The 24,577-nt window shown below is 67.2% G+C and carries 25 protein-coding genes and 1 other RNA gene; 12 read left to right on the forward strand and 14 right to left on the reverse strand.

All coding sequences use genetic code 11. The annotated features are described in order from the left end of the window. Positions 1–213 precede the first annotated feature (213 nt). Together NBRGI_RS17260 and NBRGI_RS17265 are read right to left on the reverse strand one after the other, a co-directional pair. Complete coding sequence (locus NBRGI_RS17260; RefSeq protein WP_014987645.1) at positions 214–1,443, reverse strand: acyl-CoA dehydrogenase family protein; 1,230 nt, start codon at positions 1,441–1,443, stop codon at positions 214–216. Positions 1,444–1,476: 33 nt separating this feature from the next. Further along, positions 1,477–2,871 carry an acyl-CoA dehydrogenase family protein gene (locus NBRGI_RS17265; RefSeq protein WP_081878119.1) on the reverse strand — a complete coding sequence of 465 codons (1,395 nt, stop codon included), beginning with the start codon at positions 2,869–2,871 and terminating at the stop codon, positions 1,477–1,479. A 197-nt stretch (positions 2,872–3,068) separates the two neighbouring features. Between NBRGI_RS17265 and NBRGI_RS17270 the strand changes: the two genes are divergently transcribed. Continuing rightward, positions 3,069–4,541, forward strand: a complete 1,473-nt coding sequence (locus NBRGI_RS17270) for a glycosyltransferase family 39 protein (protein ID WP_235210993.1) — start codon at positions 3,069–3,071, stop codon at positions 4,539–4,541. 30 nt (positions 4,542–4,571) lie between these two features. On the opposite strand, the gene NBRGI_RS17275 is transcribed toward NBRGI_RS17270, so the two are convergent. Further along, positions 4,572–5,333, reverse strand: a complete 762-nt coding sequence (locus NBRGI_RS17275) for an alpha/beta fold hydrolase (RefSeq protein ID WP_029897552.1) — start codon at positions 5,331–5,333, stop codon at positions 4,572–4,574. A gap of 59 nt (positions 5,334–5,392) precedes the next feature. Here NBRGI_RS17275 and NBRGI_RS17280 point away from each other — a divergent pair, with 59 nt between their 5' ends. Next, positions 5,393–5,773, forward strand: coding sequence for a MerR family transcriptional regulator (locus NBRGI_RS17280; protein WP_036559564.1), 381 nt, complete (start codon positions 5,393–5,395; stop codon positions 5,771–5,773). 83 nt (positions 5,774–5,856) lie between these two features. Here NBRGI_RS17280 and ftsX read toward each other — a convergent pair whose 3' ends face one another. From ftsX to NBRGI_RS17300, 4 genes are all read right to left on the reverse strand, one after another. Continuing rightward, positions 5,857–6,762 (reverse strand): permease-like cell division protein FtsX, encoded by a 906-nt coding sequence (ftsX, locus tag NBRGI_RS17285; protein WP_014987640.1) that lies wholly within the window; start codon positions 6,760–6,762, stop codon positions 5,857–5,859. Beyond that, the gene (ftsE, locus tag NBRGI_RS17290) at positions 6,762–7,451 is read right to left on the reverse strand and encodes a cell division ATP-binding protein FtsE (RefSeq protein WP_014987639.1); all 690 of its coding nucleotides are present in this window, start codon (positions 7,449–7,451) and stop codon (positions 6,762–6,764) included. Before ftsE ends, ftsX begins: the two co-directional genes overlap by 1 nt. A 246-nt stretch (positions 7,452–7,697) precedes the next feature. Then, positions 7,698–7,949, reverse strand: a complete 252-nt coding sequence (locus tag NBRGI_RS17295; RefSeq protein ID WP_029897558.1) for a DUF6374 family protein — start codon at positions 7,947–7,949, stop codon at positions 7,698–7,700. Positions 7,950–8,013: 64 nt separating this feature from the next. Next, positions 8,014–9,453: a carotenoid oxygenase family protein gene (locus NBRGI_RS17300; RefSeq protein WP_036559568.1), complete on the reverse strand. Its 1,440-nt coding sequence runs from the start codon at positions 9,451–9,453 to the stop codon at positions 8,014–8,016. Positions 9,454–9,543: 90 nt separating this feature from the next. Between NBRGI_RS17300 and NBRGI_RS17305 the strand changes: the two genes are divergently transcribed. Further along, on the forward strand, positions 9,544–10,173 hold the full coding sequence (locus tag NBRGI_RS17305) for a TetR/AcrR family transcriptional regulator (RefSeq protein WP_029897562.1): 630 nt from the start codon (positions 9,544–9,546) through the stop codon (positions 10,171–10,173). Positions 10,174–10,213: 40 nt separating this feature from the next. Here the strand turns inward: NBRGI_RS17305 and NBRGI_RS47510 are convergent, their stop codons facing one another. From NBRGI_RS47510 to NBRGI_RS17325, 4 genes are all read right to left on the reverse strand, one after another. Then, positions 10,214–10,402, reverse strand: coding sequence for a hypothetical protein (locus tag NBRGI_RS47510; protein ID WP_148310856.1), 189 nt, complete (start codon positions 10,400–10,402; stop codon positions 10,214–10,216). Between the two features lie 25 nt (positions 10,403–10,427). Beyond that, positions 10,428–11,273: a mechanosensitive ion channel family protein gene (locus NBRGI_RS17315; RefSeq protein WP_029897564.1), complete on the reverse strand. Its 846-nt coding sequence runs from the start codon at positions 11,271–11,273 to the stop codon at positions 10,428–10,430. A gap of 126 nt (positions 11,274–11,399) precedes the next feature. Next, on the reverse strand, positions 11,400–12,515 hold the full coding sequence (gene prfB, locus NBRGI_RS17320; RefSeq protein WP_014987634.1) for a peptide chain release factor 2: 1,116 nt from the start codon (positions 12,513–12,515) through the stop codon (positions 11,400–11,402). An 80-nt stretch (positions 12,516–12,595) separates the two neighbouring features. Beyond that, positions 12,596–13,444 carry a helix-turn-helix domain-containing protein gene (locus NBRGI_RS17325; protein WP_029897567.1) on the reverse strand — a complete coding sequence of 283 codons (849 nt, stop codon included), beginning with the start codon at positions 13,442–13,444 and terminating at the stop codon, positions 12,596–12,598. A gap of 142 nt (positions 13,445–13,586) precedes the next feature. Here NBRGI_RS17325 and NBRGI_RS17330 point away from each other — a divergent pair, with 142 nt between their 5' ends. Beyond that, positions 13,587–14,174 (forward strand): NADPH-dependent FMN reductase, encoded by a 588-nt coding sequence (locus tag NBRGI_RS17330; protein WP_036559584.1) that lies wholly within the window; start codon positions 13,587–13,589, stop codon positions 14,172–14,174. A gap of 107 nt (positions 14,175–14,281) precedes the next feature. Then, positions 14,282–15,067, forward strand: coding sequence for a histidinol-phosphatase (gene hisN / locus NBRGI_RS17335; protein ID WP_029897571.1), 786 nt, complete (start codon positions 14,282–14,284; stop codon positions 15,065–15,067). A gap of 29 nt (positions 15,068–15,096) precedes the next feature. Here hisN and NBRGI_RS17340 read toward each other — a convergent pair whose 3' ends face one another. Further along, positions 15,097–15,624 (reverse strand): GNAT family N-acetyltransferase, encoded by a 528-nt coding sequence (locus NBRGI_RS17340; protein WP_228832416.1) that lies wholly within the window; start codon positions 15,622–15,624, stop codon positions 15,097–15,099. Between the two features lie 40 nt (positions 15,625–15,664). After that, positions 15,665–16,636 (reverse strand): SMP-30/gluconolactonase/LRE family protein, encoded by a 972-nt coding sequence (locus tag NBRGI_RS17345; protein WP_029897575.1) that lies wholly within the window; start codon positions 16,634–16,636, stop codon positions 15,665–15,667. A gap of 196 nt (positions 16,637–16,832) precedes the next feature. Between NBRGI_RS17345 and recQ the strand changes: the two genes are divergently transcribed. From recQ to ssrA, 7 genes are all read left to right on the forward strand, one after another. Then, positions 16,833–18,704, forward strand: a complete 1,872-nt coding sequence (gene recQ, locus NBRGI_RS17350; protein WP_029897577.1) for a DNA helicase RecQ — start codon at positions 16,833–16,835, stop codon at positions 18,702–18,704. Positions 18,705–18,936: 232 nt separating this feature from the next. Then, complete coding sequence (phoA, locus tag NBRGI_RS17355; RefSeq protein ID WP_235210994.1) at positions 18,937–20,427, forward strand: alkaline phosphatase; 1,491 nt, start codon at positions 18,937–18,939, stop codon at positions 20,425–20,427. Between the two features lie 98 nt (positions 20,428–20,525). Next, complete coding sequence (locus NBRGI_RS17360) at positions 20,526–21,602, forward strand: metallophosphoesterase (protein ID WP_029897581.1); 1,077 nt, start codon at positions 20,526–20,528, stop codon at positions 21,600–21,602. Between the two features lie 67 nt (positions 21,603–21,669). Next, positions 21,670–21,900 (forward strand): hypothetical protein, encoded by a 231-nt coding sequence (locus NBRGI_RS17365; RefSeq protein ID WP_029897583.1) that lies wholly within the window; start codon positions 21,670–21,672, stop codon positions 21,898–21,900. Positions 21,901–21,964: 64 nt separating this feature from the next. Beyond that, entirely contained in the window at positions 21,965–22,438 is a 474-nt protein-coding gene (smpB, locus tag NBRGI_RS17370) for an SsrA-binding protein SmpB (RefSeq protein WP_014987624.1), read from the forward strand. After that, positions 22,435–23,298: a DMT family transporter gene (locus NBRGI_RS17375; protein ID WP_195086162.1), complete on the forward strand. Its 864-nt coding sequence runs from the start codon at positions 22,435–22,437 to the stop codon at positions 23,296–23,298. Before smpB ends, NBRGI_RS17375 begins: the two co-directional genes overlap by 4 nt. 76 nt (positions 23,299–23,374) lie before the next feature. After that, positions 23,375–23,746: a transfer-messenger RNA gene (ssrA, locus tag NBRGI_RS45880) on the forward strand. Positions 23,747–24,142: 396 nt separating this feature from the next. Here the strand turns inward: ssrA and NBRGI_RS49130 are convergent. Continuing rightward, positions 24,143–24,577, reverse strand: a 435-nt coding sequence (locus tag NBRGI_RS49130; protein ID WP_235210995.1) for a hypothetical protein, incomplete at its 5' end; no start/stop codon positions are given.

The raw sequence follows: 24,577 nt of genomic DNA on the forward strand, positions 1-24,577 counted from the left end.
AACTGTACACCCACGCGGGCATATTTTTGCGAGGAATTCGACGACCACCTGCGCTGATGGCGCTTCGGCCCACGCAGACTATGCGCGGTGGTCGCTCGGTATGGACGCGGGCCTGGTGACGGCCCAGCACAGCGCGGGCACCCGGGCTGAGAGGCAAAAGAAGCCGGTGCGGATCGAGAAGCTGACCCACACCGGTTTCCATTGTCTGCCTTACTACTTCAGCTCAGCACTCGTCTTGCCGAGGATGCGGCGGGCGACGATGAGCTGCTGGATCTGCTGGGTGCCTTCGAAGATGTCGAGGATCTTCGAGTCACGGCCCCACTTCTCCAGCAGGGTGCGCTGCGAGTAGCCGATGGCGCCCGCGAGTTCGACGGCCTTGAGCGAGACGTCGGTGCCGGTGCGGCCGGCCTTGGCCTTGGACATCGAGGCCTCGAGCGAGTTCGGCTTCTTGTTGTCGGCCATCCACGCGGCGCGCAGCGACAGCAGGTAGGCGGACTCGTAATCGGCTTCCATGCGCAGGAATTCGGCGGCCGCCGCGTGCTGGTTGTTCGGCGGGGTGTCGTAGGAGATCTCGACACCGGCGTCGGTCAGGATGGCCCGCAGCTCCTCGAGTGCGGCACGGGCGACGCCGACCGCCATCGCGGCGACCATCGGCCGGGTGTTGTCGAAGGTCTGCATGACCCCGGCAAAACCCTTCTCCACGTTGACTTCCGGGCTGCCGAGGATGTTGTCCTTCGGAATCCGGCAGTCCTGCAGCAGCAGTACCGCGGTGTCGGAGGCCTTGATGCCGAGCTTGTGCTCGAGCCGGGCCACCGAGAGACCGGGAGCGTCGCGCGGCACCACGAACGACTTGATCGCCGCACGGCCGAGGCTGCGGTCGACCGACGCCCACACCACGATGTGGGTGGAGCGCTGGCCCGCGGTCACGAAGATCTTCTCGCCGTTGAGCACCCACTCGTCGCCGTCGAGCACGGCGGTGGTGGTGACGGCGGCGGAGTCGGAACCGAACGACGGCTCGGTGATCGCCATGGAGGCCCACACCTTGCCGAAACGCTTCAGCTGCTCGTCGGTGGCGACGGCCGCGATGGCCGCGTTGCCCAGACCCTGGTAGGGGATCGAGAGCATCAGGCCGACGTCACCCCAGGAGGTCTCCAGGGCATTCAGCAGCGCGGACATGTTGCCGCCGTTGCTGTTTCCGAGCAGCTCGGTGGCGTGTCCGTTGGTTTCGCTGTCGTCTTCACGGCCGCCGGCCGCGCCGCCGATCTTCTGTGTGCCGGAGTCGGCGAGGCCTTCGACCATGGCGGCCATGGTGTCCAGCTCGACCGGGTACTCGTGCTCGGCGAGGTCGTACTTGCGCGAGATCGGGCGGAAGATCTCGGTCGCGACCTGATGGGCCTGGTTGGCGCTGGCCCGCAGCTTCTTGGGGAGTTCGAGGTTGATCATTGTTGAGGTCTCCTGAAGTAAGGAACGGGCCGACTAGATGAGCACGACACCTTCGGCGACGCCGATGGCCCGCAGATCGCGGTACCAGCGCTCGACCGGGTGTTCCTTGGTGAAGCCGTGACCGCCGAGCAGTTGCACGCCGTCGAGGCCGATCTGCATGCCCTTGTCCGTGGCCAGCTTTCGGGCCAGCGAGGCCTCACGGCCGAAGGAGAGTCCTTGTTCGGCGCGGGAGGCGCCACGCAGGGTGACCAGCCGCAGCCCGTCGAGCTCGATCGCGATGTTGGCGACCATGAAGGCGACCGCCTGCCGGTTCGAGATCGGCTCGCCGAACGCTTCGCGCTCGTTCACGTAGGGAATCACGTAGTCCAGCACGGCCTGTCCGGTGCCGACGGCGAGCGAGGCCCAGCCGAGGCGGGCCAGCCGGACCGCGTCGGCGTAGTCCTCGGCACGCTGCTTGGCGTCGCCGTCACCGAGGATCGCGTCGGTGCCGACCGCGACGTTGTCGAGCAGCAGGCGGCCGAGCCCGGCCGCGCGCAGGCCCATGCTCGGATCGGCCTCGACCACCAGCCCGGGCGCGTCCGAGGGGACGATGAAAAGCGCAGGGCGGCCGTCGAGTTCGGCGGCGATCAGGAACAGTTCGGCGTCCGCGGCCGCGGGCACCAGGCTCTTCACGCCGGAGATCCGGTAACCACTGGGGGAGCGAACAGCCTTGGTCTGCAACGCGAACGGATCGAACAGCGCGCGCGGCTCGCTGATCACGACGGAAGCCTGCGGCACGTTCTCGCCGGTGAAGGCGGGCAGATAGGTCTTCTGCTGGGCGTCGGTACCCCACTGGGAGAGGGCGACCGCGACACCGCTCGGCGCGAGGATGGGCAGCGCCAGGCCCATGTCGCCGTGCGCAAGCGCCTCGGCCACAAGGGAATTGGTGACCGCACCGCGCTCGGAGGCGGCGCCTTCGAGCTCCTCGGGCACGTTGATCAGGGTGATGCCCAGTTCGGCGGCGCGTTCGAGCAGATCGCGCGGCGCCTTGGCGGCCGCGTCGGCCTCGTAGGCGGCCGGGCGCAGGATCTCGGCGGCGAATTCCTTCACCGTCTCGGTGATCATCTGCTGCTCGTCGGTCGGCGTGAGGTCGAAGAAGTCCTTGTTCTTCGTCTCGTTGGGCGCGAGCCGCTTCGGCTGGCCGTTACCGGTGACCTTGGCGAAGGCGCGGGTCGCGGCGCCGAGGGTGCGGAAGCCGGTCTTGGTGCCCTCGTAGGTGACTCGCTCGATCGGCTTGCGCAGGTTGTACTTCTCGGCGAGTTCCGACCCGGTGAGGGTCGTCATCACCCGCATAGCCGCGCCCATCCAGTCCCGTTTGGGGTGGTTCAGGCCGACCGCGGACGTGTCTGGACGTCGCTTCGTTGCGCTGTCTCGAGTGCTCATCATCACCTGTTTTCTCGGGTGGGTGGGGGTGAGGTCTTGTCCCAGCTATCTTACTCCTGAGTAAGACTATCTTACTCCCCAGTAAGAACCGCGTCGAGGTGCAGCATACGCCGCTGTGAACGGCTCGGCAGCGCGACCGCCGGCCGCGGTGCGCGGCGCCCGGACCGTCCGCGCGACGGCGGCGTTTGTGCCACGCTGAACGGGTGCCCATCGTTGCGGCGTGCTTTGCCGTTGTTCTTGTCACACTGGCCTCGCGTTACGGGTATCACCGGGACGAGTTGTATTTCCTGGCGGCCGGTCGGCATCTTTCCTGGGGGTACCCGGATCAGCCCCCGTTGACTCCGCTGGTGGCCGAGCTGATGGCGGCAATCGATCCTGATTCGTTACTCCTGCTGCGGCTGCCCGGCGTGCTCGCGGCAACCCTCGTGGTGGTCTGTGCCGGACTGCTCGCCCGGGAGTTCGGCGGCGGCCGCGGCGCGCAGGCGCTGGCCGCCGCCGCGGTCGCGAGCGCGGCCCTGCTGATGGGCGCCGGGCATATGCTCAGCACCGCGGTGTTCGATCTGGCCGTGTGGTCGGTGCTGTCGGTGCTGGTACTGAAACTCGTGGGCCGAGATGGCGTCGAACCGACGGCCCGGCGAAAATCATTGTGGTTCAACGGTCCACGGCTTTGGATCGTGATCGGCGTAGTCGTGGGCGTCGGTTTGCAGAACAAGCTGCTGCTGATCTTTCCGCTCGCCGCGCTGGTAGTCTCGTTGCTCCTGCTCGGACCGCGAAAGATATTCGCCACCAAGTACTTTCCGATCGCGGTCGGGATCGCCGTGCTGATCTGGCTGCCCTATCTGGTGTGGCAGGCGCGCAACGGCTGGCCGCAATGGGAGCTGGGCCGCGCGATCGCGGGCGGGTCCTCCGGCACCTCGGACTCCCCGATCATGTTCGTGCTCTTGCAATTCGGGCTGATGGGCCCGGTGTTGGTGCCGCTGTGGATCTTCGGGTTGTGGCGGCTGGCCAGGGACCACCGCTATCGCGCGTTCGCCGCCACCTACGGCCTGCTCTTCGTGCTGTTCCTGCTGATCGGCGGCAAAGCCTATTACCTGGGCGCGATGTATCCGATCCTGCTCGCGGCCGGTGCCGTCCCGCTCGCGGCGTGGCTGGGGGAGCGCAAGATCGGCTGGGCCGCGGTGGGTTTCGGTGTCGCGGTCAACGCGGCGCTCTGTGCGGTGCTGTTCCTGCCGGTGCTGCCCGTCTCGATGCTGAAGGACACGCCGGTCCTCGCGGTCAACTACGACGCGGGCGAGACGATCGGCTGGCCGGAGTTCGTCCGCCAGGTCGGCGGGGTGCGCGCGGGCATGGGCGACGATGTCGCCGTGCTCACGGCCAACTACGGCGAAGCAGGCGCGATCGAACGCTTCGGCGCCCCGTACCACATGCCCGTGCCGCATTCCGGCCACAACTCGTACTGGTGGTGGGGGCCGCCACGCGACGGCACCGCCGAATACCTCACCGTCGGCATCGAGCGCGACCGCCTCGCCGAGATCTTCGCCGATATCCAACCCGCGGGCCGGATCGACAACGGACTCGGCATCGACAACGACGAGCAGGGCGAACCGCTGTTCATCTGCCGCAACCCGCGCGCGCCGTGGTCCGAACTCTGGGCTCGGGCCAAGCACCTGGGCTGACCCGTCGGGCGGGTCAGCCGTGCCGGTACCTCAAAGACTGTGCCGAACCAGGAAGTCCTCGACGGTTTTGCGCCACTGCTCGGGCTGTTCGGCCATGAGAACGTGACCGGCCGCGATCTCGGTGTACTCGGCTCCCGGAATGGTGTCGGCGAGGAAACGAGAATTCGACGGGTCGACCAAGAGGTCCTCGGTCGCGTTGACGACCAAGGCCGGCACCTCGAGCCGCGGCAGATCCAGTGTGGTGTCGACTCGTTGGACCAGGTCGGCTTGCTGCCGGGTGCCGCCCGGGATGGTGGTGGCGCCGACGCGGACGGCTTCGTCGACCGCGTCCGCGGACAAATCGTTCAAGAAGGCCGCGCTGAACGCCATCGAAAGCGTCAGCCGGGAGAAGGTAGTGGTGTCCCCGCGATCGAGCAGGTCCTGCCAGAGTTGGACGGCCAGGCGAGCCCGGTTGTCGGCCTTGGCGAACCCGGCGGCCAGGATCAGGCCACGCACCCGGTCGGGGTGCCGCGCCGCGGCCCGCACGGCCACCGTGCTGCCGAGCGAGTAGCCCAGCACGGTGAACGTTTCCACGCCGCCCTCGACCGCGGCTTCGACGAGCGCGTCCGCCAAACCGTCGAGGTCGAGTCGCACGTCCGCGCCCGGGTAGTCGGGGGCGACCACGGTGTGCGTCGCGGCCAGCGCCGGGATCAGGGTGCCGAAGTTGGTGTCGATGGTGCCGCCCGCGCCGTGCGCGAGGACGAGGCCGGGGCCGGAACCGGTGACGGTGGTCTGCAAGGGAATTGCTGTCATGCCGGCCAAGTTAGGAATTCACATGAGTGTGAAGGCAAGCAGGCGGTGAGGGAGGTCATATGTTGATCGGAGAATTGGCCCGCCGCACGGGAGTGAGCACCCGCCTGCTCCGGTATTACGAAGAGCAGGGGCTGCTGGAGCCGCAGCGTGACGCACTCGGCTACCGGTCTTATACCGAAGACGCGCCGGAACAGGTCGGGTACCTCAGGCAGATGTTGGCGGCAGGACTGTCGACCGAGGACATCCGCGGGTTGCTGCCGTGCGCCATGGATCGTGGGGACGGGCGGTGGATTCAAGCCTGCGACAAATCCCTGCACATCGTGGCGAGCAGGCACAGCGAACTGGACAGCAGGATCGCCGAACTCGAACGGCAGCGGGAACTACTGGTGCGCACGCGGGCCACGATCCGCGACGCGCAACCCGTCACGCAGGTCTCCTGAGTTCACCCTGGTCTTCTGAACGCCACAGCGACAGCGAGCCGGCCCGGGATGTTCCCCGGACCGGCTCGCGGTGGCGTTCTGCGCTACTCCCGCACGTAGTAGCGCAGCGTTCCGTACGCGGTCAACGCCGCGAAGATGACACCCACCGGCGCGATCACCAGCGCGACCATCGCGATGTCGTCGCCGGTGATCCGCGGAAACACCTTGCTGGAGAACAGATCGCCGAGCGCCCGGTCGATCACCAGCGGCCGCGCGATGAGCAGACCGAGCACCGCGACCACCGATCCGGCGAGCGCCGCGACCACCGCCTCCAGCAGGAACGGCAGCTGGGTGTACCAGCGCGTCGCGCCGACCAACCGCATGATGCCGACCTCGGTGCGGCGGGTGAAGGCCGCGATCTGCACCATGTTCGCGATCAGCAGCAGCGCCGCCAGCGCCTGTAGCACCGCGAGGCCGAAGGCCGCGTTGCGCAACCCGTCGAACAGGCTGACCAGGCGATCCACGATGTCCTTGTCATTGCGCACCAATCCGACACCGGGCCGCTCATAGAACTTCTCGTAGATCTGCGGATACAGTTCCGCGTTCTTCATCTTCACCCGCAGCGACGCGGGCAGCGGCGTCTCGCTGACGTATTTGGCCAGCTCGGGCTGGTCCTTGAACGTCTTCTCCTTGGCTTCGCGCACGGCGTCGTCGCGGCTGAGGTACTGGACCGATTCCACGTCCTTGGTCGCCTTCAGGTCCGCCATCAGCGTCTTGCACGGATCCCGCGAGCAGTCCGGGTCGTTGGCCGAGACGTCCTCGGTGAGGTACAGCCGCACCTCGAGCCGATCCAGGAAGTACTGCTCGGTCTTGTCGGCGATCCGCACCGCGAGCAGACCGCCGCCGAGCATGGTCAACGAGACCGCGACGGTCAGGATCATCGCGATCGTCATGGTGACGTTGCGGCGCAGGCCCGCGAAGACCTCGCTGAACAGGAAACTCGCGCGCATCAGCGATCAACCCCGTAGACGCCGGTCGCCTCGTCGCGCACCAGCCGGCCCCGATCGAGTTCGATCACCCGCCGGCGCATCGCGTCGACGATGTGGTTGTCATGGGTGGCCATCAGCACCGTCGTCCCGATCCGGTTGATCCGCTCCAGCAGCATCATGATGTCGCCGCTGGTGTCCGGGTCGAGGTTGCCGGTGGGCTCGTCGGCGAGCAGCACCAGTGGCCGGTTCACGAAGGCGCGGGCGATCGCCACGCGCTGCTGTTCGCCGCCGGACAGTTCACTCGGTAGTCGATCGGCTTTGCCGCCGAGCCCGACCATCTCCAGCACCTCGGGGACGGTGCGCTCGATGAACTGGCGTCGCTTGCCGATCACCTCCAGCGCGAACGCGACATTGTCGTGCACCGACTTCTGCTGCAGCAGCCGGAAGTCCTGGAACACGCAGCCCATCCGCTGGCGCAGCTTGGGCACTTTGCGGCCGGGCAGCCGGTCCACCCGGAAGTCGGCGACCTGGATCTGCCCCGCGGTGGGGGTCTCCTCTTTCAGCAGTAGCCGCATGAAGGTCGACTTGCCCGAGCCGGACGGCCCGATGATGAAGACGAATTCGCCCTTGCCGACTTCGACGCTGATGTTGTCCAGCGCCGGTCGCGTCGAGGTCTTGTACGACTTGGTGACGTTGCGCATGGTGATCACATCAGCCCCCTGACGGGGTGTCGCAGACCCGCTCGTCCAGGCGGCTTTTGCCTTGTCTGGCAGGGCATTTCGCTCCAATCGTGGCACTGCTCTACATCGGTGCCCAGCGGTCGGCCCCGGCTGGGCTTCGTGCGGTGGCGCGCTACCGGCCGAATTCCAGCTAACCAGGGGTAACCCGCGCCAGCGATCCTAGCGCTTGCCGCGGCCGGTCCACGGGAGCACGGACGCACCTGTCCGATCCGGTCGCTATCGGTTCGGCGAGTCGCGCCGGGGGCCGAGCTGGCCGCGTCCGGTGCAGCCGCGTCCCGCCGCCGCGCCGAACTCGGCGGCCTCTCGGGTCAGCTCCTGGAACACCCGCAGGCCCTCGCCGATCTTTCCGGCCGCCTGCTCCAATTGCTCGGGCGGGAGCCGCTTGCCGAACGCTGCCGCGTCGAGCAGCTGGTCACGGACCTGTTCGAGATTCCACGTCGCCCATTCCCGGCGCGAAGGTTGTGACATGGGCCGACGATACCTCGAGTCGAACTCACGTTCGATATGAGCGGCTGGGCGTCCAGCCAGGGCGTCAGGTGTTCGGTCCGGGCTGGGCGACGCGGTGGGTGAACGTGCCGTGGAAACCCCACGGAATGTGATGGTCGAGCCAGGCGGCGGCCAGCGGTCCGCGCTCGAGATCGCGGGCGTCCAGAATCAGCAATTGGGAGCGGTTCTCGGTGAGTTCGTGATTGAGGGCGAGCAGCCACCCGTCGTCTTCGGCGGCGTCGCGGGCGCGGGGGACGAACAGGGGCTCACCGACCGAACTCGCGCCCAGTTCGCAGCTGCGCACCGCGCCGGTGTGGTGGTCGATCTTGACGATGGAGTCGAACAGTCCGGCGGGGCCGCCCGCGCCGGCGAGGTAGGTGTATCGGTGTTCGCTGGTGCCGCGCCGCCAGTCGTACTGCGGGAATTCGCCGGAGCGGTCGGTGAGTTGACGTTCGATGACCCGGCCGCTCTTGGTGATTCGGTACTGCATCAGCCTGGAGTCCGGAAACTGTGGTCGCCCGCCGTCGGCTCGGTTGACCATCCCGGTCATCCGGCGGAACTCGTCCCACTCGGTGTCCAGCCGCACCAGCTCGAGCACGACGTCGTCGCCGTCGTCGTAGGCGTTGGTGAGGTGTACATGAAGCAGCGCTTCGTGCTCTACGACCCGCGTCCTGCCGCCGTCCTTCGGGACGAGCAGAAAGCGAGTTCCTTTGGCGCGCTTGAAGTCGAGTGCCTCGATGAACGAGTGGGTGGCCAGCGCGATCTTCGGGATGTTCGGCAGAATCGGGTCGAGCGCGAACACCAGATACCTTGCGGTGAGCGCGAAGTCGTGATTCCAGGGCAGGTCGAGCATCGGGACGGTCGCGAGCCGGTGTAGCCGCCCGCTCCGGTCGACACGGTAGGTGCGGATGCGCGGGGTGGGCAGGATGTCCAAGCCGAAGTTGTACATCTCGCCGGTGGACGGATCCCACTTCGGGTGCGCGGAGAACGCACCCAGAAAGCCGAGTCTGCCGTCGAAATCCGTGGTGCCCGACGTGTCCAGCGTGTCGGGGTCGATCCGGTGCGGGTTGCCGAGTTCCCACAGCGCGAGCAGCCCGCCGTCATAGTTGACGACATTGGTGTTCGCTACGTTCGCCGGGAGCCGGCCGATGTTTGTCAGTGGGCCGCCCGGAATCTGCCCGCCCACCCCGCGATAGCGGATCCGATCCGACCGTTGCCCGTGCTCGAAATGCCTGGTGCGGACGTAACGGTTGCGGAAGCGCACCGTCGACCCGTCGAGCACGAACTGCGAAATCATCCCGTCGCCGTCGAACACGTTGTGCAGCAACGAACGTCCGACCTGGTGCTTACCCGGCCCGATCCGATACAGCGTGCCCCGCAGCTGCTCCGGCAGCCGTCCGTCGATCCGGACGGCGTGGTAGTCGAGTTCGTCGAGCAGCGGCGCGGTGACCTGGCGGTAGGCGGGGCCAGTGGGCACGGTGGTCATCTGGATTCTCCCTTGAATCGCAAATCTGATGACGACTGTCATCTGATGACGTACGTCCGCAAATGTAGGAGTCCGCCTAGAGTGTTGTCAATGACGAACCAGGCCGTGCGCAGCTACGGCGGTGTCAGCGCCGCCGACCGCAGCGCCGAGCGTCGCGCTCGGCTGATCGCGGCCGCCCGCACGACCTGGGGCGAATCCGGGATCGCCGCCGTCACGGTGCGCGGCGTGTGCAAAGCCGCGGGGCTCACCGATCGGTACTTCTACGAGCACTTCCCCAACCGCGAGGAACTGCTGGCCGCCGTCGCCGACGAGGTGCGCGACCAACTGCTGGCGATACTCGTGCAAGCGGGAGTGTCGAGTGCTGGACCGGCCGAGGTCCAGCTCCGCACCGCACTCCAGGCATTTCTCGAGGCGGCCGCCGGTGATCGGCACATCCACCGCATCGTCGCCAGCGACCCCGGCGACCTGCCGGCCCTGGTGCGACGGCGACATGACGTGCTCACGATGATCGCCGACCTCGTGGTCGCGCACGCGCCCACCGCGCTCGGCATCACCGCCGACCCGGCCTGGCTCCGCCGCGCAGCACTCTTCATCACCGGCGGTGTAAACCAACTCATCGAAGGGTGGCTGGACGGCACCCTCGACCTGACGACCGCCGCCCTCGCCGCCGAGTGCGCCGACATGTGCGTCAGCGTGCTCGGCAACGCGCGCACCTCGTGAACCCGGCCGGGTGATCCCGGCGGGCTCAGCGCGGCGGTGCTCAGCGGGGCGGGGCGACCGCCGGATTCACTGCTGCTGGAACGGTGTTCAACGGTTCCGGGCGCGACACCATCGCCTCGTCCGGTTTGACGAACAGGTATAGGACGAGCGTCGCGACCCACGCCGCCATCAGCATCGCGGTGGAACGTCGCGGTCGTACTGATTCCTTCAAGAGCGTGCTGGGGCGCACCGACTCCTTCAGAAGCGAGATGGTTCTACGTGGTCTCACTGATACCCTCCCGGCGCAATGCTGCGGCTACCCGCACCCGCAGTTCGCGTCCGACTTCGAATTGTTTGCCTGGCAGTGTGCGGGCAACCATTCGGATGTTCATCTGGTCAACGGTCAGATCCTCGACACCCATCACCGAGGGCTCGTCGAGGAGCAGTGGCTTCAACCGAGCGTCTTCGTACGCCTTTGTACCGACGTCGTGCAGGATCTCGTTGATCCTGGTGATATCGGCCGTCGCGGGCACCGGTACGTCGATGGCGGCGCGGGCCCAATCCTTCGACAGATTCGTCACTTTCACGATCTGCCCGTTGGGCACGGTGATCACTTCACCGTCCGAGTTGCGCAAGGTGGTGATCCGCAACGTGACGTCTTCGACGGTACCCTCGGCCATCTCCGCGGAGCCAGTCACCGCGATGCGAACTACGTCACCGAAGCCGTACTGCCGCTCGGTGATCAAGAAGAATCCGGCCAGGATGTCCTGCACGATGCGCTGCGCGCCGAAGCCGAGCGCGGCGCCCAGCACCGCGGCCGGGGCGACCAAACCGGTGATCGCGAAACCGAGTCGGCGCAGCACCTCCATGCCGACCAGCACATAGACGATGGTGAGCACCACCCAGGTGACCACCTGCGCCAGCGCGTGCCGATGCTTTGCCGCCTCGGACCGCACCAGCGCGTCACCGCCGCGGAAGCCTTCGTCGATCTTGCGCGTGATCCGATCCCGGACAAACGTCGCGAATCGACTGAACAGCACCGCGCCGAGAATCAGCAGCACGATCTCGAGACCATTGGAACGCAGCCAGTTCGTGGTCTCCGAGGTCGTCGCGAGTGACATGGTCAACACCTCGAGGGAACTTCCGACTGGATGCACGCCAGACAGGTTACCGGCGTCCGCACGCCGATTCCGCGCAAGCGGGCGGACTTAATGAGCAAAAAGCCGGACTTAACCGGGGTGTTCGCGCTAACTGGCCTGTTCGCGCATCCGCCAGCGGATGCCCGATTCGATGAAACCGTCGATGTCACCGTCGAGTACCGCCGACGGGTTGTTGACCTCATAGTTCGTCCGAAGATCCTTGACCATCTGGTACGGGTGCAGCACGTAGGAGCGCATCTGGTTGCCCCAGGAGGCGCCCTCGTTGGTCTTGAGCGCGTCCATCTCGGCGCGCTCTTCCTGCCGCTTGCGTTCGAGCAGCTTGGCCTGCAGCACCCGCATCGCCGAAATCTTGTTCTGGAGTTGGGATTTCTCGTTCTGGCAGGTGACCACGATGCCGGTCGGGATGTGCGTCAGGCGCACCGCCGAGTCGGTGGTGTTGACGCTCTGGCCGCCGGGCCCGGAGGAGCGGTACACGTCGACGCGTACCTCGCCTTCCGGGATCTCGATGTGGTCGGTGGTCTCGACCACGGGCAGCACCTCGACCTCGGCGAACGAGGTCTGGCGCCGGCCCTGGTTGTCGAACGGGCTGATCCGCACCAGGCGGTGCGTGCCCATCTCCACCGAGAGCGTGCCGTAGGCGTAGGGCGTCTTCACCGCGAAGGTGGCGCTCTTGATCCCGGCCTCTTCGGCATAGGAGGTGTCATAGACCTCGACCGAGTACTTGTGCCGGTCAGCCCAGCGGATGTACATGCGCATCAGCATCTCGGCCCAGTCGGCGGCGTCCACGCCACCGGCACCTGAGCGGATGTTGACCAGCGCGTCGCGCTTGTCGTACTCGCCGGACAGCAGGGTGCGGACCTCCATCGCCTCCACGTCACCGTGCAGCGCAGCGCGTTCGGCGTCGGCATCGGCCAGCGCGGCCGTCCGCGAGTCGCCCTCTTCGCCCTCGGCCAGCTCGTAGAGCACCGGTAGGTCGTCGAGACGCTGGCGCAATTCCTCGACCCGGCGCAGCTCACCCTGCGCGTGCGAGAGCTCACTGGTCACCTGCTGCGCGTGGTCCTGGTCGTTCCACAAATCGGGGTCTGCGGCTTGGTGCTCGAGCTCGTCGATACGTCGGCGCAGCTCCTCGATGTCGAGGACCGATTCGACCGTCTTGAGGGTGGCGTCGAGTTCGGCGAGATCAGCGGAAACGTCAGGATGCACGATGCTCAAGCCTACTGGTACAGCGTCACTGTCGAAGCAGCAGTGCGGCCGTGCCGGGTCGCGCCGGTGACCGGCGGCGCTCAGACCGCGCGCAATGCGCCGGGACGGCGGCCGGTCAGGGTGTCCAGAGCGCTCGCCGTCGCGTCGTCCGCGGGCAGGTGCACGATCAAGCGCTGATCGTCGTCGGCGGACAGTTCCAGGGTTTCGTAGGCCAGGCGCAGCGCCCCGGCCTCGGGGTGCACGAAACGGTTGATCCCGGTGGCGGCGGGGAGACTCGGCACGGTGTCGACCCGCTCGGTGAACTCCGGGCCGACGGTGACGGTGAGTTCGTCGGCCAGCACCGCGATGTGCGCGTCGTTGCGGAACGGGCCGTGCTTGAGCGTGGCGACCGCGTGATCGGCGAGGTGGTGCCAGTCCGGGTACGCAGTGCGGGCCCGCGGGTCGGTGAACACGAACCGGGCCAGGTTCGCCGGCGTGCTGTCGAACAGGCCGGTCGGCGCCATCAGCCGGTGGTAACCCTCGGTGTGCGCGAGCACCTCGGTCAGCCGGTTGACCACCACCGCGGGCGCGGGTTCGAGCCGGTCGAGCACGGCGCGGACCGCGGGACGCACCTCGCGCGGCGGCTGCGCGTCACCCATGCAGGTGAACCCGCTGTCGGCCGATTTCGTGAGGCGGTACAGATGGATTCGGCCACTCGGGGTGAGCCGCAGCGCATCGGCGAGCGCCGAGAGCACCTGCGGTGACGGGCGACGATCGCGACCCTGCTCCAGACGGGTGATGTACTCCACGCTCACATCGGCCAACATCGCCAGCTCGGCGCGGCGCAGCCCGGGCGTGCGGCGGCGCGGCCCGGTGGGCAGTCCGACCTCGGCGGGGGTGACCGCCTCGCGGCGGGTGCGCAGGTACAGGCCCAGCTCGTTGTCGCTCACCTGTCGAACGTAACAAGCGGTCACCGGCCGAGGGTGTCCCTGCCACTACCACTCTCACGACGGTCTCCCTGGCCGGCGCGGCGGCCAGCAGATTGGTCAGCGCGGCGATCGGACGGTCGCCGGAACTGTGGAGGAGAAAACGATGTCGGCTTTGAAACTCGCGGTGATCATCGGCAGCGTGCGGGAGGGACGGTTCGGACCCGTTGTCGCGGAATGGTTCGCCGAGCACGCCGGCAACCACGGGGCGTTCGAGGTGGACGTGATCGACCTGGCCGAAGCGCACATTCCGCTGGCGCTGCCCGAGGTGCCGCCCGCGCTGGACCCGAATCCCGAGCGCCCGGCAGGCATGGCGGATCTCACGCGGCGGCTGACCGAGGCCGACGCGTTCGTGATCGTCACGCCCGACTACAACCGCAGCATCCCCGCGGCGCTGAAGGCGGTGATCGACTGGCATTTCACCCAATGGGACAGCAAGGCAATCGGATTCGTCGGATACAGCGGGCTGAGCGGCGGGCTGCTCGCGATCGAGCACCTGCGGCAGATCTTCAACGAGCTCAACGCGCACACGGTGCGCAACTACGTCTCGTTCCCGCGCTACTACCTGCTGTTCGACGAGCAGGGCAAGCTGCGCGATCCCGAGGAGCCCGCCGCGGCGGCCCAGGCCATGCTCGGCCAACTGCACTGGTGGGCCGAGGCGTTGAGTACGGCTCGCGCCGTCACGGTGTCTTGACCCGGCTGGTCGTGCCCCGGTGCGGGCTCGGCGTGAACCCACGTCGACGACGCGCAACTCGCCCGCGCGGTCGCCCCGCTCGATGCCGGGACCGATAGGGTGCGTGCGTGGCTGACTACTCCTCTGATCTGGAACTCGCCCTGCGGTTGGCGGACGAGGCCGACGCGATCACCCGGGCGCGGTTCGGCGCGCTCGACCTGCGGGTGGACGCCAAGCCGGATCTGACGCCGGTATCGGACGCGGATCTGGCGGTGGAGAAGGCGATCCGCCAGGTGCTGGCCGAGCAGCGACCGAGCGATGCGGTGCTGGGGGAGGAGTTCGGCGGCGACGTCGAATTCGAGGGCAGGCAGTGGGTGATCGACCCGATCGACGGCACCAAGAACTTCGTGCGCGGGGTGCCGATCTGGGCCAGCTTGATCTCGCTGCTGGACGACGGTGTTCCGGTGGTGGGCGTGGTGAGCGCGCCCGCGCTGTCCCGGCGCTGGTGGGCGGCGGCGGGCGCGGGCGCCTGGCATCGCGTCGACACCGTGGCGCCGAAATCGATCGCGGTGTCCGCGGTCGGCGAACTCGATGCAGCCAGCCTCGCCTTCTCCAGTCTGTCCGGCTGGCAGGAACGCGGCCTGCGGGACAAGTTCCTCGCCCTCACCGACGCCGTGTGGCGCGTGCGCGGCTACGGCGACTTCTTCACCTACTGCCTGCTCGCCGAGGGCGCCGTCGACATCGCCACCGAACCCGAAGTGTCCCTGTGGGATCTGGCCGCCCTCGACATCCTCGTGCGCGAAGCCGGCGGCCGCTTCACCTCGCTCGACGGCACCCCGGGCCCGCACGGCGGCGACGCGATCGCCACCAACGCTCTGCTGCACGACGAGACTTTGGCGCGGCTGCGAAACTGATCGGCCTCAGCTGTTCCGCCGGTCCGTCGTCAGGCGTCGGGCGGGGTCAATAGGCGTTCCATCAGGACGACGTTGATGTTGCCGTGGAAGTGTGCCGGGAGCGGGACTTCGCGGAGTTCGGTGAAACCCTGTGCGGTGTAGTACTTCCGGAGCACCGGATTGTTGGCGGCGGTGTCGAGGCGTTGCAGCGTGACGCCCTGGTCGAGGGTGTAGTCGGTGCAGAACTGGATGATCCGGCCGCCGAGTTCGCGGCCGCGCTGTTCCGGCGCAACCATGAGGCCGTGGATGTAGCCGGCCTCGGTGTCGTCGTCGGCGCCCCAGAAATCCGGATCGCGCCACACGAGGCGGACCGTCGCGAGCAGCGCTCCGGTGTCGTCGCGCCAAACGAACCATTCGCCCCGGTCCGCCTCGGCCGCGACGAGTGCGGCGGGGTATTCGCCCGGATGCCACTGGTCGATGCCGTTGTCCACCATCCACCGGGCGAGGCGATCCCGCAGGTGCGCGATGTCTTCGGCGTCGGCGCGGGTGGCCGCGATCATGGGAGCGGGTTCGGGCATGCTGCTTCCTTTCCGAACTGCGGCGTGCTGCACATCTGTTCTACCGCGTGGGAGTAGCGGGGGTGAGGTCGATATCGGCCGGCGGGCGCAGGCGGCGCAGAGCGCCGTCCATCGCGGTGAAGTACAGCGCCCACGAGTCGCCGTCGGGCGCGATCCGGACGGAGGTGGTCCCGTCGGGCGGGTTACGCGTCGCGCCCGGTTTGATCAGCCCGGTGATGATCGCGCAGGCTGCGCCGGTGCGGGGATCCACCTTGTTGATCGCGCCGAAGGCGTGGTCGGCGACGAACAGGGTGTCCGAGCGCGTGGCTTCCATATCGTCGGGAAGGGTGACCAGATTCGGTATACCGGCGATGACGACAGGGCTTTCCGGTGCGTCCAGCGGCACGCGGAAGATCCGCATGGTCAGGTTGTCGGTGTAGATCGACCGTCCGTCCGGCGCCAGTGCGAGTCCGTTGGTGAGCGGCAGGCTGGACCAGGTTCGGGTGTACTCACCGGTCGAGGGGCGGTAGCGGCCGATCCCGGTCTGCGGCGCTTGCACACCGATGGTGGTGAAGAGCAGATCGCCATCGGGTAGCAGCAGCAGGCCGTTCGGGCCGTTCAGCCCGGTGAGCAACACGGTCACCGCGCCGGTCGCGATCTCGTAGCGTTGCAGCGTGCCCGGTGCGGCGGTGAGTCCGTCACCGGTGAGGAAGTAGACGTATGGCCCCGCGACTCGCACGCCCGCGGGGAAGTCCAGTCCGGTGAGCAGCTTCTCGAAACGACCGGCGCTGTCCACATGGGCGAGGAACCCGTCGACGATGCCGGTGACGTAGAACCCGCCCGCGCCGTCGTAGTCGAGATTCTCCAGGTTTCCCACGCCCTCGATCACGGTGCTCGCCTGCCAGCCGTCCGCGCACTGCGGCGTTGTCGTCGGCGCCGCGGCCGCGGTCGGCGTGGCCGTGGCGAGCCCCGCCGCGAGTGCGACCGTGAGCACGGCGGTCCTGATTCGGTTGCTCCCCAGCCCTATTGCCATGTGCGCCAACCTAACAGGGGCAGTCCGACGGCTCATGTCGGCGAATTCCGGGTGATTCGGCGCGGTCGCAGGTCAGAGCAGTGGGCCGGAACCGCGGGATCTGGGTTTGTCCCCATGTGGAGTAATCGAGAACCGAGCTGGGGAATCGGTCGACGTACCGGTGGCGCCGCGCGCGGGCACTCGTAGGATGGGCCGGGTGACTCCCCCCGATGCATTCGCGGCCGTGGCGACCGACACCGAACCCGGTGTGGACCCGGGATCCGTTGCGGCGCAAGAGGTCCTACGTCGGGTCTTCGGTTACGACAGCTTCCGCGGCGATCAGCGCGAGATCGTGGACCACGTGGTCGCGGGTGGTGACGCGCTGGTGCTCATGCCGACCGGCGGCGGTAAGTCGCTCTGCTACCAGGTCCCCGCGCTGGTACGTCCGGGTGTCGGTGTGGTGATCTCGCCGCTGATCGCGTTGATGCAGGATCAGGTGGACGCGCTCAGCGCGCTCGGGGTGCGCGCCGGATTCTTGAACTCGACCCAGTACCCGGACGAGCGTCGCACGGTGGAGGCCCAGTTCGTCGCGGGCGAGCTCGACCTGCTGTACCTGGCACCGGAACGATTGCGCTTGGAATCGACGGCGCAGCTGTTCGACCGGGGCAAGGTCGCGCTGTTCGCCATCGATGAGGCGCACTGTGTCTCGCAGTGGGGCCACGACTTCCGGCCCGACTACCTCGCGCTGTCGGTGCTGCACGAGCGCTGGCCGGACGTGCCGCGCATCGCGCTGACCGCGACGGCTACGGGCAAGACCCGGGACGAGATCGTGCAGCGCCTGGACCTCGGCTCCGCCCGCCGGTTCGTCGCCAGCTTCGACCGGCCGAACATCCAGTACCGGATCGAACCGAAGAACAAGCCCGATCGTCAGCTGCTGGAGTTCATCAACACCGAACACGCGGGCGACGCGGGCATCGTCTACTGCCTGTCGCGCAATTCGGTGGAGAAGACCGCTGCCTTCCTCACCGAGAACGGTATTCGCGCGGTGCCGTATCACGCCGGGCTGGACAACCGCACCCGCGCGCAGAACCAGGCGCGCTTCCTGCGCGAGGACGGCTTGGTCGTGGTCGCCACCATCGCGTTCGGCATGGGCATCGACAAACCGGATGTGCGCTTCGTCGCGCACCTGGACCTGCCGAAATCGGTCGAGGGCTACTACCAGGAGACCGGTCGCGCGGGCCGCGACGGGCTGCCGTCGACGGCCTGGATGGTGTACGGCCTCAACGATGTTGTGCAGCAACGCAAGATGATCGATTCGTCCGAGGGTGACGCCGCTCATCGGCGGCAATTGCAGCTGCACCTGGACGCGATGCTCGCGCTGTGCGAGACGGTCAGTTGCCGACGGGTACAGCTGCTCAACTACTTCGATCAGCCGGGCGCTTCGTGCGGCAACTGCGATACCTGCCTCACACCGCCGGAGTCCTGGGACGGCACCGTGCCGGCGCAGAAACTGCTGTCCACGGTGCTGCGGCTCAAGCGCGAACGCGGCCAGAGCTTCGGTGCGGGTCATATCGTCGATATCCTGCTCGGCAAGAAGAATCCCAAGGTGCTGCAACACGATCACCACGAGCTGAAGGTGTTCGGGATCGGCACCGACCTGCGCGATATCGAATGGCGCGGCGTGGTGCGGCAATTGCTCGCCGGTGGGCTGCTCGCCGTGCACGGCGACTACGGCGTGCTGACGCTGACCGAAGCGAGCAACGAGGTGCTGTTCGACGGACGTCAGGTGCTGCTGCGTCGGGAACCGGAGCGGGTCACCAAACCGGCCCGTGCCGCGAAGGCGGCCAAGGCCGCGGTCGATATGGCGCCCGCGGATGTGCCGGTGTTCGAGCGGTTGCGGGAATGGCGGGCAGCGACCGCCAAAGAGCAGGGCGTCCCGGCCTACGTCGTCTTCCACGACGCCACGCTGCGCGAGATCGCGGCGCGCAAGCCGTCGAGCCTGACCGAACTCGGGAGCGTGGGCGGCGTCGGCGAGAACAAGTTGGCCAAGTATGGCGAAGGGGTACTCGAGGTACTGGCCGGAGAGTGACATTCTGCACCTTCCCGGCATTTGTCCCGCGGGCCTGACAACGGTTCGGGCTCGCGGGAAACATCCTGTGTGACAGTGGTATTCGCATGCGGCACCGCGTGCTTATGTATGCGAACATGCGTATAAGACAGCGGTTGGTAACCAGGCGGTTGCCCGTTGTGCCCTTTTCGTTCAGACGACGTCGTAAAGCTCCACACATCCCATGTCTCTACGAACAATGGAGTTTTCGCTCATGCCCCCTGTCTCGTCGCGTTCCATGCCCCGCCGGTTCCGTGCGGGCGCAGTGCTGGGCGCCGCCGTTCTCGTCGGAGTCCTGGCCGCCTGCGGATCCTCCGACTCCACGAAGCAGGGCAATGGCGAGCTCATCAGCCCCAAAGCCCAAGGGACACCGAGCGACAACGGCGGCGCCCGCCGAACCACCGGTGATCGCACCGAGGCCCTGCGCGCCTCGCTCAACGGCAACCAGGCCAAGAACGTCATCCTGCTGATCGGCGACGGCATGGGCGATTCCGAGATCACGCTCGCGCGCAATGTCGCCGAGGGCGCGGGCGGGTACTTCAAGGGCATCGACGCGCTGCCGCTCACCGGCTCCTACACGCACTATTCGCTGGACAAGAAGACCGGCAAGCCGGACTACGTCACCGAGTCCGCGGCCAGCGCCAGCGCCTGGGCGACCGGCACGAAGACCTACAACGGCGCGATCAGCGTGAACCTCGCGGGTCAGCCGCAGACCAACCTCACCGAGATCGCCAAGGCGAACGGCAAGGCCACCGGCAATGTCAGCACCGCCGAGATCCAGGACGCCACCCCGGCCGTGCAGGCCGCGCACGTCACCGAGCGCAAGTGCTACGGCCCGGAAGAGACCACCGCGAAATGTCCGACCAGCGCGCTGGAGAACGGCGGTCTGGGCTCGATCAGCGAGCAGCTGTTGAACACCCGCGCCGACGTCACCCTGGGTGGCGGCGCGAAGAGCTTCGAGCAGAAGGCGGTCGCGGGCCAGTGGCAGGGGCAGACCCTGCGGGACCAGGCCAAGGCCCGGGGGTACAACGTGGTCTCGGACAAGGCCGGACTCGACGGCATCACCAAGGCGGATCAGGACGCGCCGGTACTGGGCCTGTTCTCGCCCGGCAACATGCCGATCCGGTGGGCCGGCGACACCGCGGTCCCGAACGGACTGAGCCTGCCCGCGCAGACCTGCCGTCCGAACCCGGAGCGCGCGGCCACCGTGCCCGACCTCGCGAGTATGACGCGCAAGGCGATCGACCTGCTCGACGATCGCAAGGACGGCTTCTTCCTCCAGGTCGAAGGCGCGTCCATCGACAAGCAGGACCATGCCGCCAACCCGTGCGGCCAGGTCGGTGAGACCGTCGACCTGGACGAGGCCGTGCAGGTCGCGCTGGAATTCGCGAAGAACGACGGCAACACCCTGGTGATCGTCACCGCCGATCACGCGCACAGCAGCCAGATCGTTCCGCTCGAGACCAAGTCCCCGGCGCTGACCAGCAAGGTCGTCACCAAGGACGGCGCCGAGATCGGCGTCTCCTACGGCACCTCCGATGTCGCCGGTTCGCAGGAGCACACCGGCACCCAGCTGCGCATCGCCGCCTACGGCCCTCGTGCGGCGAACGTGGTCGGCCTGACCGATCAGACGGACATGTTCTTCACCATCTCCGACGCGCTCGGTTTGGATCGGAGCAAGAAGCCGGTCGTCGCGGCGAAGTAGACGACACGGTTCCGGCTCGTCCCGCCCCGCATCGCCGTACGCGCCCCGATGGGCGAAGATAGGTGCCGGGCGGGGCGCCGGATCGTGGAGGATTTCAGATGCCTGACAACAACTTTGGCCGCCGGGGTTTCCTGGCCGGTGCGGCGGGCATCGCGGCGGGTGCGTCGCTGGTCGGCCTGTCACCGGCGCAGGCGGTACCGGTGGCGCCCGGGGTCACCAAGTTCGACTTTCCGACCGAGCGCACCCTGCGGGTGCTGGTAACCGGCGACGCGGGCACCGGAACCCGCGCCCAGTGGGCGGTCGCCGACGCGATGCGGGAGTTCCACCGCCGCGAACCCGTGTCGCTGGCGCTCGGCCTCGGCGACAACATCTACGAGAGCGGCCCGAACAGCGGCGCCGACCGCCAGTTCGCGGACAAATTCGAGAACCCCAATGCCGGATTGGATTTCCCGTGGTTGATGGTGCTCGGCAACCACGACACCAGTTCCGTGCTGCCCGGCGACGGTGGTTGGCTGCTCCGCGGCAACCACGAGGTCGAATACCACGCCAACTCGCCCCGCTGGTGGATGCCCAGCCGGTACTACTCGGTTCGGGTGCCGGAGCAGAACCCGATCGTCGAGTTCTTCGTCCTCGACCTCAATCCGATCGCCGCCTACGTGCCGCCGATCCTCTCGCCGTACTGGGGCGTCGACGGCCAGTTCATGAACGAGCAGCGCGCCTGGCTGGACCGGGCGCTCGCCGAGTCGACCGCCACCTGGAAGATCGCCTGCACCCACCACCCGTACCTCAACAACGGGCCGCACGGCGACGCCGGAAACTACGAGAACCTGCCGATCGAGCCGATCAACGGCGTCCACGTGAAGCGGTTCTTCGAAGATCACGTACTCGGCACCTGCCAGTACCTGCTGTCCGGCCACGACCATTCGCTGCAGGTGCTCGAGCCGACCATCGGCTCCAAGGGCACCCGCCAGCTCGTGTCCGGCGCGGCCGCCAAAACCGTCGGCGCCGAACCCGCGATCACGCCGCGCGCCGGCCATCCCGCGCTGTTCGAGAACTATCACGAGCTCGGCTTCATGGTGCTAGACCTCACCGAAAGCCGAACGGACCTGCGGGTATTCACCGTCGACCCGGCGACCTCCGCGGGGCGGGAAGCCTTCGCCCGACGTCTCGCCTGAGTACCAACTGTGTTGCGGCGCGCGGTAATCCAGGCGTGTCGCCGTCGTCCGGGTTACCGTGCTCGCTATGGCTAGCGGTGATGGCCCGGACGACGACGCGGCCGGCAGCTCCCCGAGCGCCGAGGCCCCCGATGCGCCGCCGGTTCTCGGCCGCGGCATCGACCCCAGTGTGGAGAGCGTGTGGTTGCGGCACCGACTACCGCCGCGGCCGGGCAGACCCCGGATCTCCACGGTGCTGCTCGTGCTCGCCTTCATCGCCCTGTTCACGGTCTGGGTGCTGTTCCGTCCTGGTGGCTGATCGCTGAGTGCCACGCCACAACCTGGGAATAATCGGGTTGCCGCGTCACTTAAGGTTGATCGTTATGAAGGAACAGGGGCGTAAGGTCATCGCGACCAATCGCCGGGCGCGGCACAACTACACGATCCTGGACGTCTACGAGGCCGGGATCGCGCTGGTTGGTACCGAGGTCAAGAGCCTGCGTGAGGGCAAAGCCTCGCTGGTTGACGCGTTCGCGACGGTCGACAACGGCGAGGTGTGGTTGCGCGGGCTGCACATCCCGGAGTTCAGCCACGGCACCTGGACCAACCATTCCCCGCGCCGGGTGCGGAAACTGTTGCTGCACAAGCGTGAGATCGATCGCCTGGTCGGCAAGTCGCGGGAAGGCAATCAGACGCTGGTTCCGCTGTCCATGTACTTCTCCGACGGCAAGGTGAAGGTCGAACTGGCCCTCGCCAAAGGCAAGCAGGACTACGACAAGCGCCAGGACATGGCGAAGCGCACCGCAGAGCGTGAGGTCACCCGCGAGCTAGGGCGGCGGATCAAAGGCATGCGTTGACGGCGGTCCTGCTGGGGCTGGTCGCTGCGCTCGGTTACGGCGTCAGCGACTTCTTCGGTGGGGTCGCGGCCCGGCGGGTGAACGCGCTGCGCGTGGTCATCTACTCCTATCCGCTGTCGGTCGTCTTGGTCCTCGCGGTGCTGCCGTTCGTCGCCGGGGACGTCGACGTGGCCTCGATGATGTGGGGGCTCGCCGCCGGTGTCGCCAGCGGATTCGCGGTCTGGTGGTTCTACGCGGCGCTGGCCGCAGGCCCGATGGCCGTGGTGTCTCCGCTCACCGCGCTGCTCGTCGCCGGAATTCCGGTGCTGATCGGCCTGCTGATCGGCGAACGTCCCAGCCCGCTCGCGTACGCGGGCATCGTGTTCGCGCTCGTCGCCGTGTTGCTGGTCAGCCGCGAATCACCAGACGAGGTGACCGAGGAGATCACCGGCGGCCGGGAACTGCGCTTCACCAAACGGGTCGCGCTGCTCACCGTCGGCTCCGGCGTCGCCTACGGGTTCACCTTCGTGTTCCTGCACGAAACCGCCGCCTCCGCCGGACTGTGGCCGCTGCTCGCGCAGCGCATCGCCGCCAGCCTGGTGATCTGGATGGTCGCCGCCGCGGCCGGGCAATTCCAGCGGCTCCGCGGCGAACCGCTCCGCCTCGCCTGCTACATCAGCGTCCTCGATGTGATCAGCAACGCAGCCCTGCTGTACGCCTTCCACGGATCCATGCTCTCGCTGGTCAGCGTGCTCGGCTCGCTCTACCCCGCCGCGACCGTCCTGCTCGCCATGGTGCTGCTCGGCGAGCGCGTCGGCCGGTTACAGCAGGTAGGGATGGTGCTCGCGCTCACCGCCGTCGGACTCATCGCCGTGGCGTGACACCCGCCGAATAATGGGAAGAACCCGGCATCGACCGGTGTTAATATGAACAGCCCGGCAAGGTGCTGGGACGTACGGGGCTGAACGGTTTCGACTGCGTACGTAGATCTAGGGGAAGCGTGTCGGTGCAGGCAAGAGACCACCGTAAGCGTCATTGCAACCAATTAAGCGCCGATTCCAATCAGCGCGAGTACGCCCTCGCTGCCTAAGCAGTAGGTCGTCTCTGTCAGTCCGGGTTCGTCCCTCGACCCGGGTACTGGCATCAGCTAGAGGGACTTACCGTCCGAGCCGGTCGCGGACCCGGACGGAAAATCAAACAGCGACTGGGATCGTCATCTGAGCTTGTTCGCGAGACTCGGAGATCCAAGTAGAGGCACAGCGAACTGCACACGGAGAAGCCCTGGAGACGCGGCGGAGGACCCGGGTTCGATTCCCGGCAGCTCCACTTCACTCGTGCGAGGCCCATGCTCATGGAGAGCATGGGCCTCGCTCGTTTCGTCATGTTCGTGGGGGTGCAACCCCCACACCCCGCCCGGCGGGCTCCGCCCCGGACGTCCCCGGGTCGGCCAGTCCCTACGCCGCGCCCACCCTCCCGATTGCCAGTCTCTATGACTTCCGGGCCCCTCCGGACGCGCCAGTTCTTACGCCGCGCCTCGAACCTACCTGGTTGCTCTCTTGAAGCCGGGGCCACCGCTGTCGGGGTGCCCAGTCCCACAACCGTGCCCGCGGATCGCTGTCGGTGGGGTCGAGAGGCTGTTCGGTGGAAGGGGTTGCCCGATCTGCGTTGGCCTGTCCTCGGAATTCTTCCCTTGTGCATCTCGCACTTCACCTGAACTTGTAAAAGCTATGTCAAGGGCATGAGGAGGCCTCTTTTCCGACTCCACAGCTCGAATTCGGAACCGCTACAAGGCAAGCGCATCCCACTCGTCCGTAGAGTATCGATCAGATTCCCCGCATAGCCAATGGTGAGGTCCTTGGCGTTGCAAGCTTCCGCAAGCAGCCAGAGGGTTCCATGGATCTCGAGATCGTACTTCCTCGCGACACGAATGGCTGCTTGGTCGTCAGTTATCGCGATGCCGCCCGATCTCTCCGCCGCAGCGAACACGCTCGCTTCTCCCATATCTCTCTTGCCCGCGCCTATCCTACGCACCCACTTATCAAGGCACATGAGATCTGGGACAGTGTCGAGAGGGATAACCTCCACCCAATCCAGTTCAAGGGCTCCTTGCAAGAGTGGCTGCTCCGCTAAGCCGTTGTGTAATTCTTCACGTATTAGTTC

Source organism: Nocardia brasiliensis IFM 10847, from assembly GCF_000710915.1.
In the GTDB taxonomy this organism is placed as follows: domain Bacteria; phylum Actinomycetota; class Actinomycetes; order Mycobacteriales; family Mycobacteriaceae; genus Nocardia; species Nocardia brasiliensis_A.

Coding starts and splice junctions, on each gene's coding strand:
- phoA (WP_235210994.1), top strand. CDS start 18,937: ATGCCCCCTGTCTCGTCGCGTTCCATGCCCCGCCGGTTCCGTGCGGGC.
- NBRGI_RS17275 (WP_029897552.1), bottom strand. CDS start 5,333: ATGACAGCAATTCCCTTGCAGACCACCGTCACCGGTTCCGGCCCCGGC.
- NBRGI_RS17360 (WP_029897581.1), top strand. CDS start 20,526: ATGCCTGACAACAACTTTGGCCGCCGGGGTTTCCTGGCCGGTGCGGCG.
- NBRGI_RS17305 (WP_029897562.1), top strand. CDS start 9,544: ATGACGAACCAGGCCGTGCGCAGCTACGGCGGTGTCAGCGCCGCCGAC.
- smpB (WP_014987624.1), top strand. CDS start 21,965: ATGAAGGAACAGGGGCGTAAGGTCATCGCGACCAATCGCCGGGCGCGG.
- NBRGI_RS17330 (WP_036559584.1), top strand. CDS start 13,587: ATGTCGGCTTTGAAACTCGCGGTGATCATCGGCAGCGTGCGGGAGGGA.
- NBRGI_RS17365 (WP_029897583.1), top strand. CDS start 21,670: ATGGCTAGCGGTGATGGCCCGGACGACGACGCGGCCGGCAGCTCCCCG.
- NBRGI_RS17315 (WP_029897564.1), bottom strand. CDS start 11,273: ATGTCACTCGCGACGACCTCGGAGACCACGAACTGGCTGCGTTCCAAT.
- NBRGI_RS17300 (WP_036559568.1), bottom strand. CDS start 9,453: ATGACCACCGTGCCCACTGGCCCCGCCTACCGCCAGGTCACCGCGCCG.
- NBRGI_RS17280 (WP_036559564.1), top strand. CDS start 5,393: ATGTTGATCGGAGAATTGGCCCGCCGCACGGGAGTGAGCACCCGCCTG.
- ftsX (WP_014987640.1), bottom strand. CDS start 6,762: ATGCGCGCGAGTTTCCTGTTCAGCGAGGTCTTCGCGGGCCTGCGCCGC.
- NBRGI_RS17340 (WP_228832416.1), bottom strand. CDS start 15,624: ATGCCCGAACCCGCTCCCATGATCGCGGCCACCCGCGCCGACGCCGAA.
- NBRGI_RS17345 (WP_029897575.1), bottom strand. CDS start 16,636: ATGGCAATAGGGCTGGGGAGCAACCGAATCAGGACCGCCGTGCTCACG.
- NBRGI_RS17260 (WP_014987645.1), bottom strand. CDS start 1,443: ATGATCAACCTCGAACTCCCCAAGAAGCTGCGGGCCAGCGCCAACCAG.
- NBRGI_RS17295 (WP_029897558.1), bottom strand. CDS start 7,949: ATGTCACAACCTTCGCGCCGGGAATGGGCGACGTGGAATCTCGAACAG.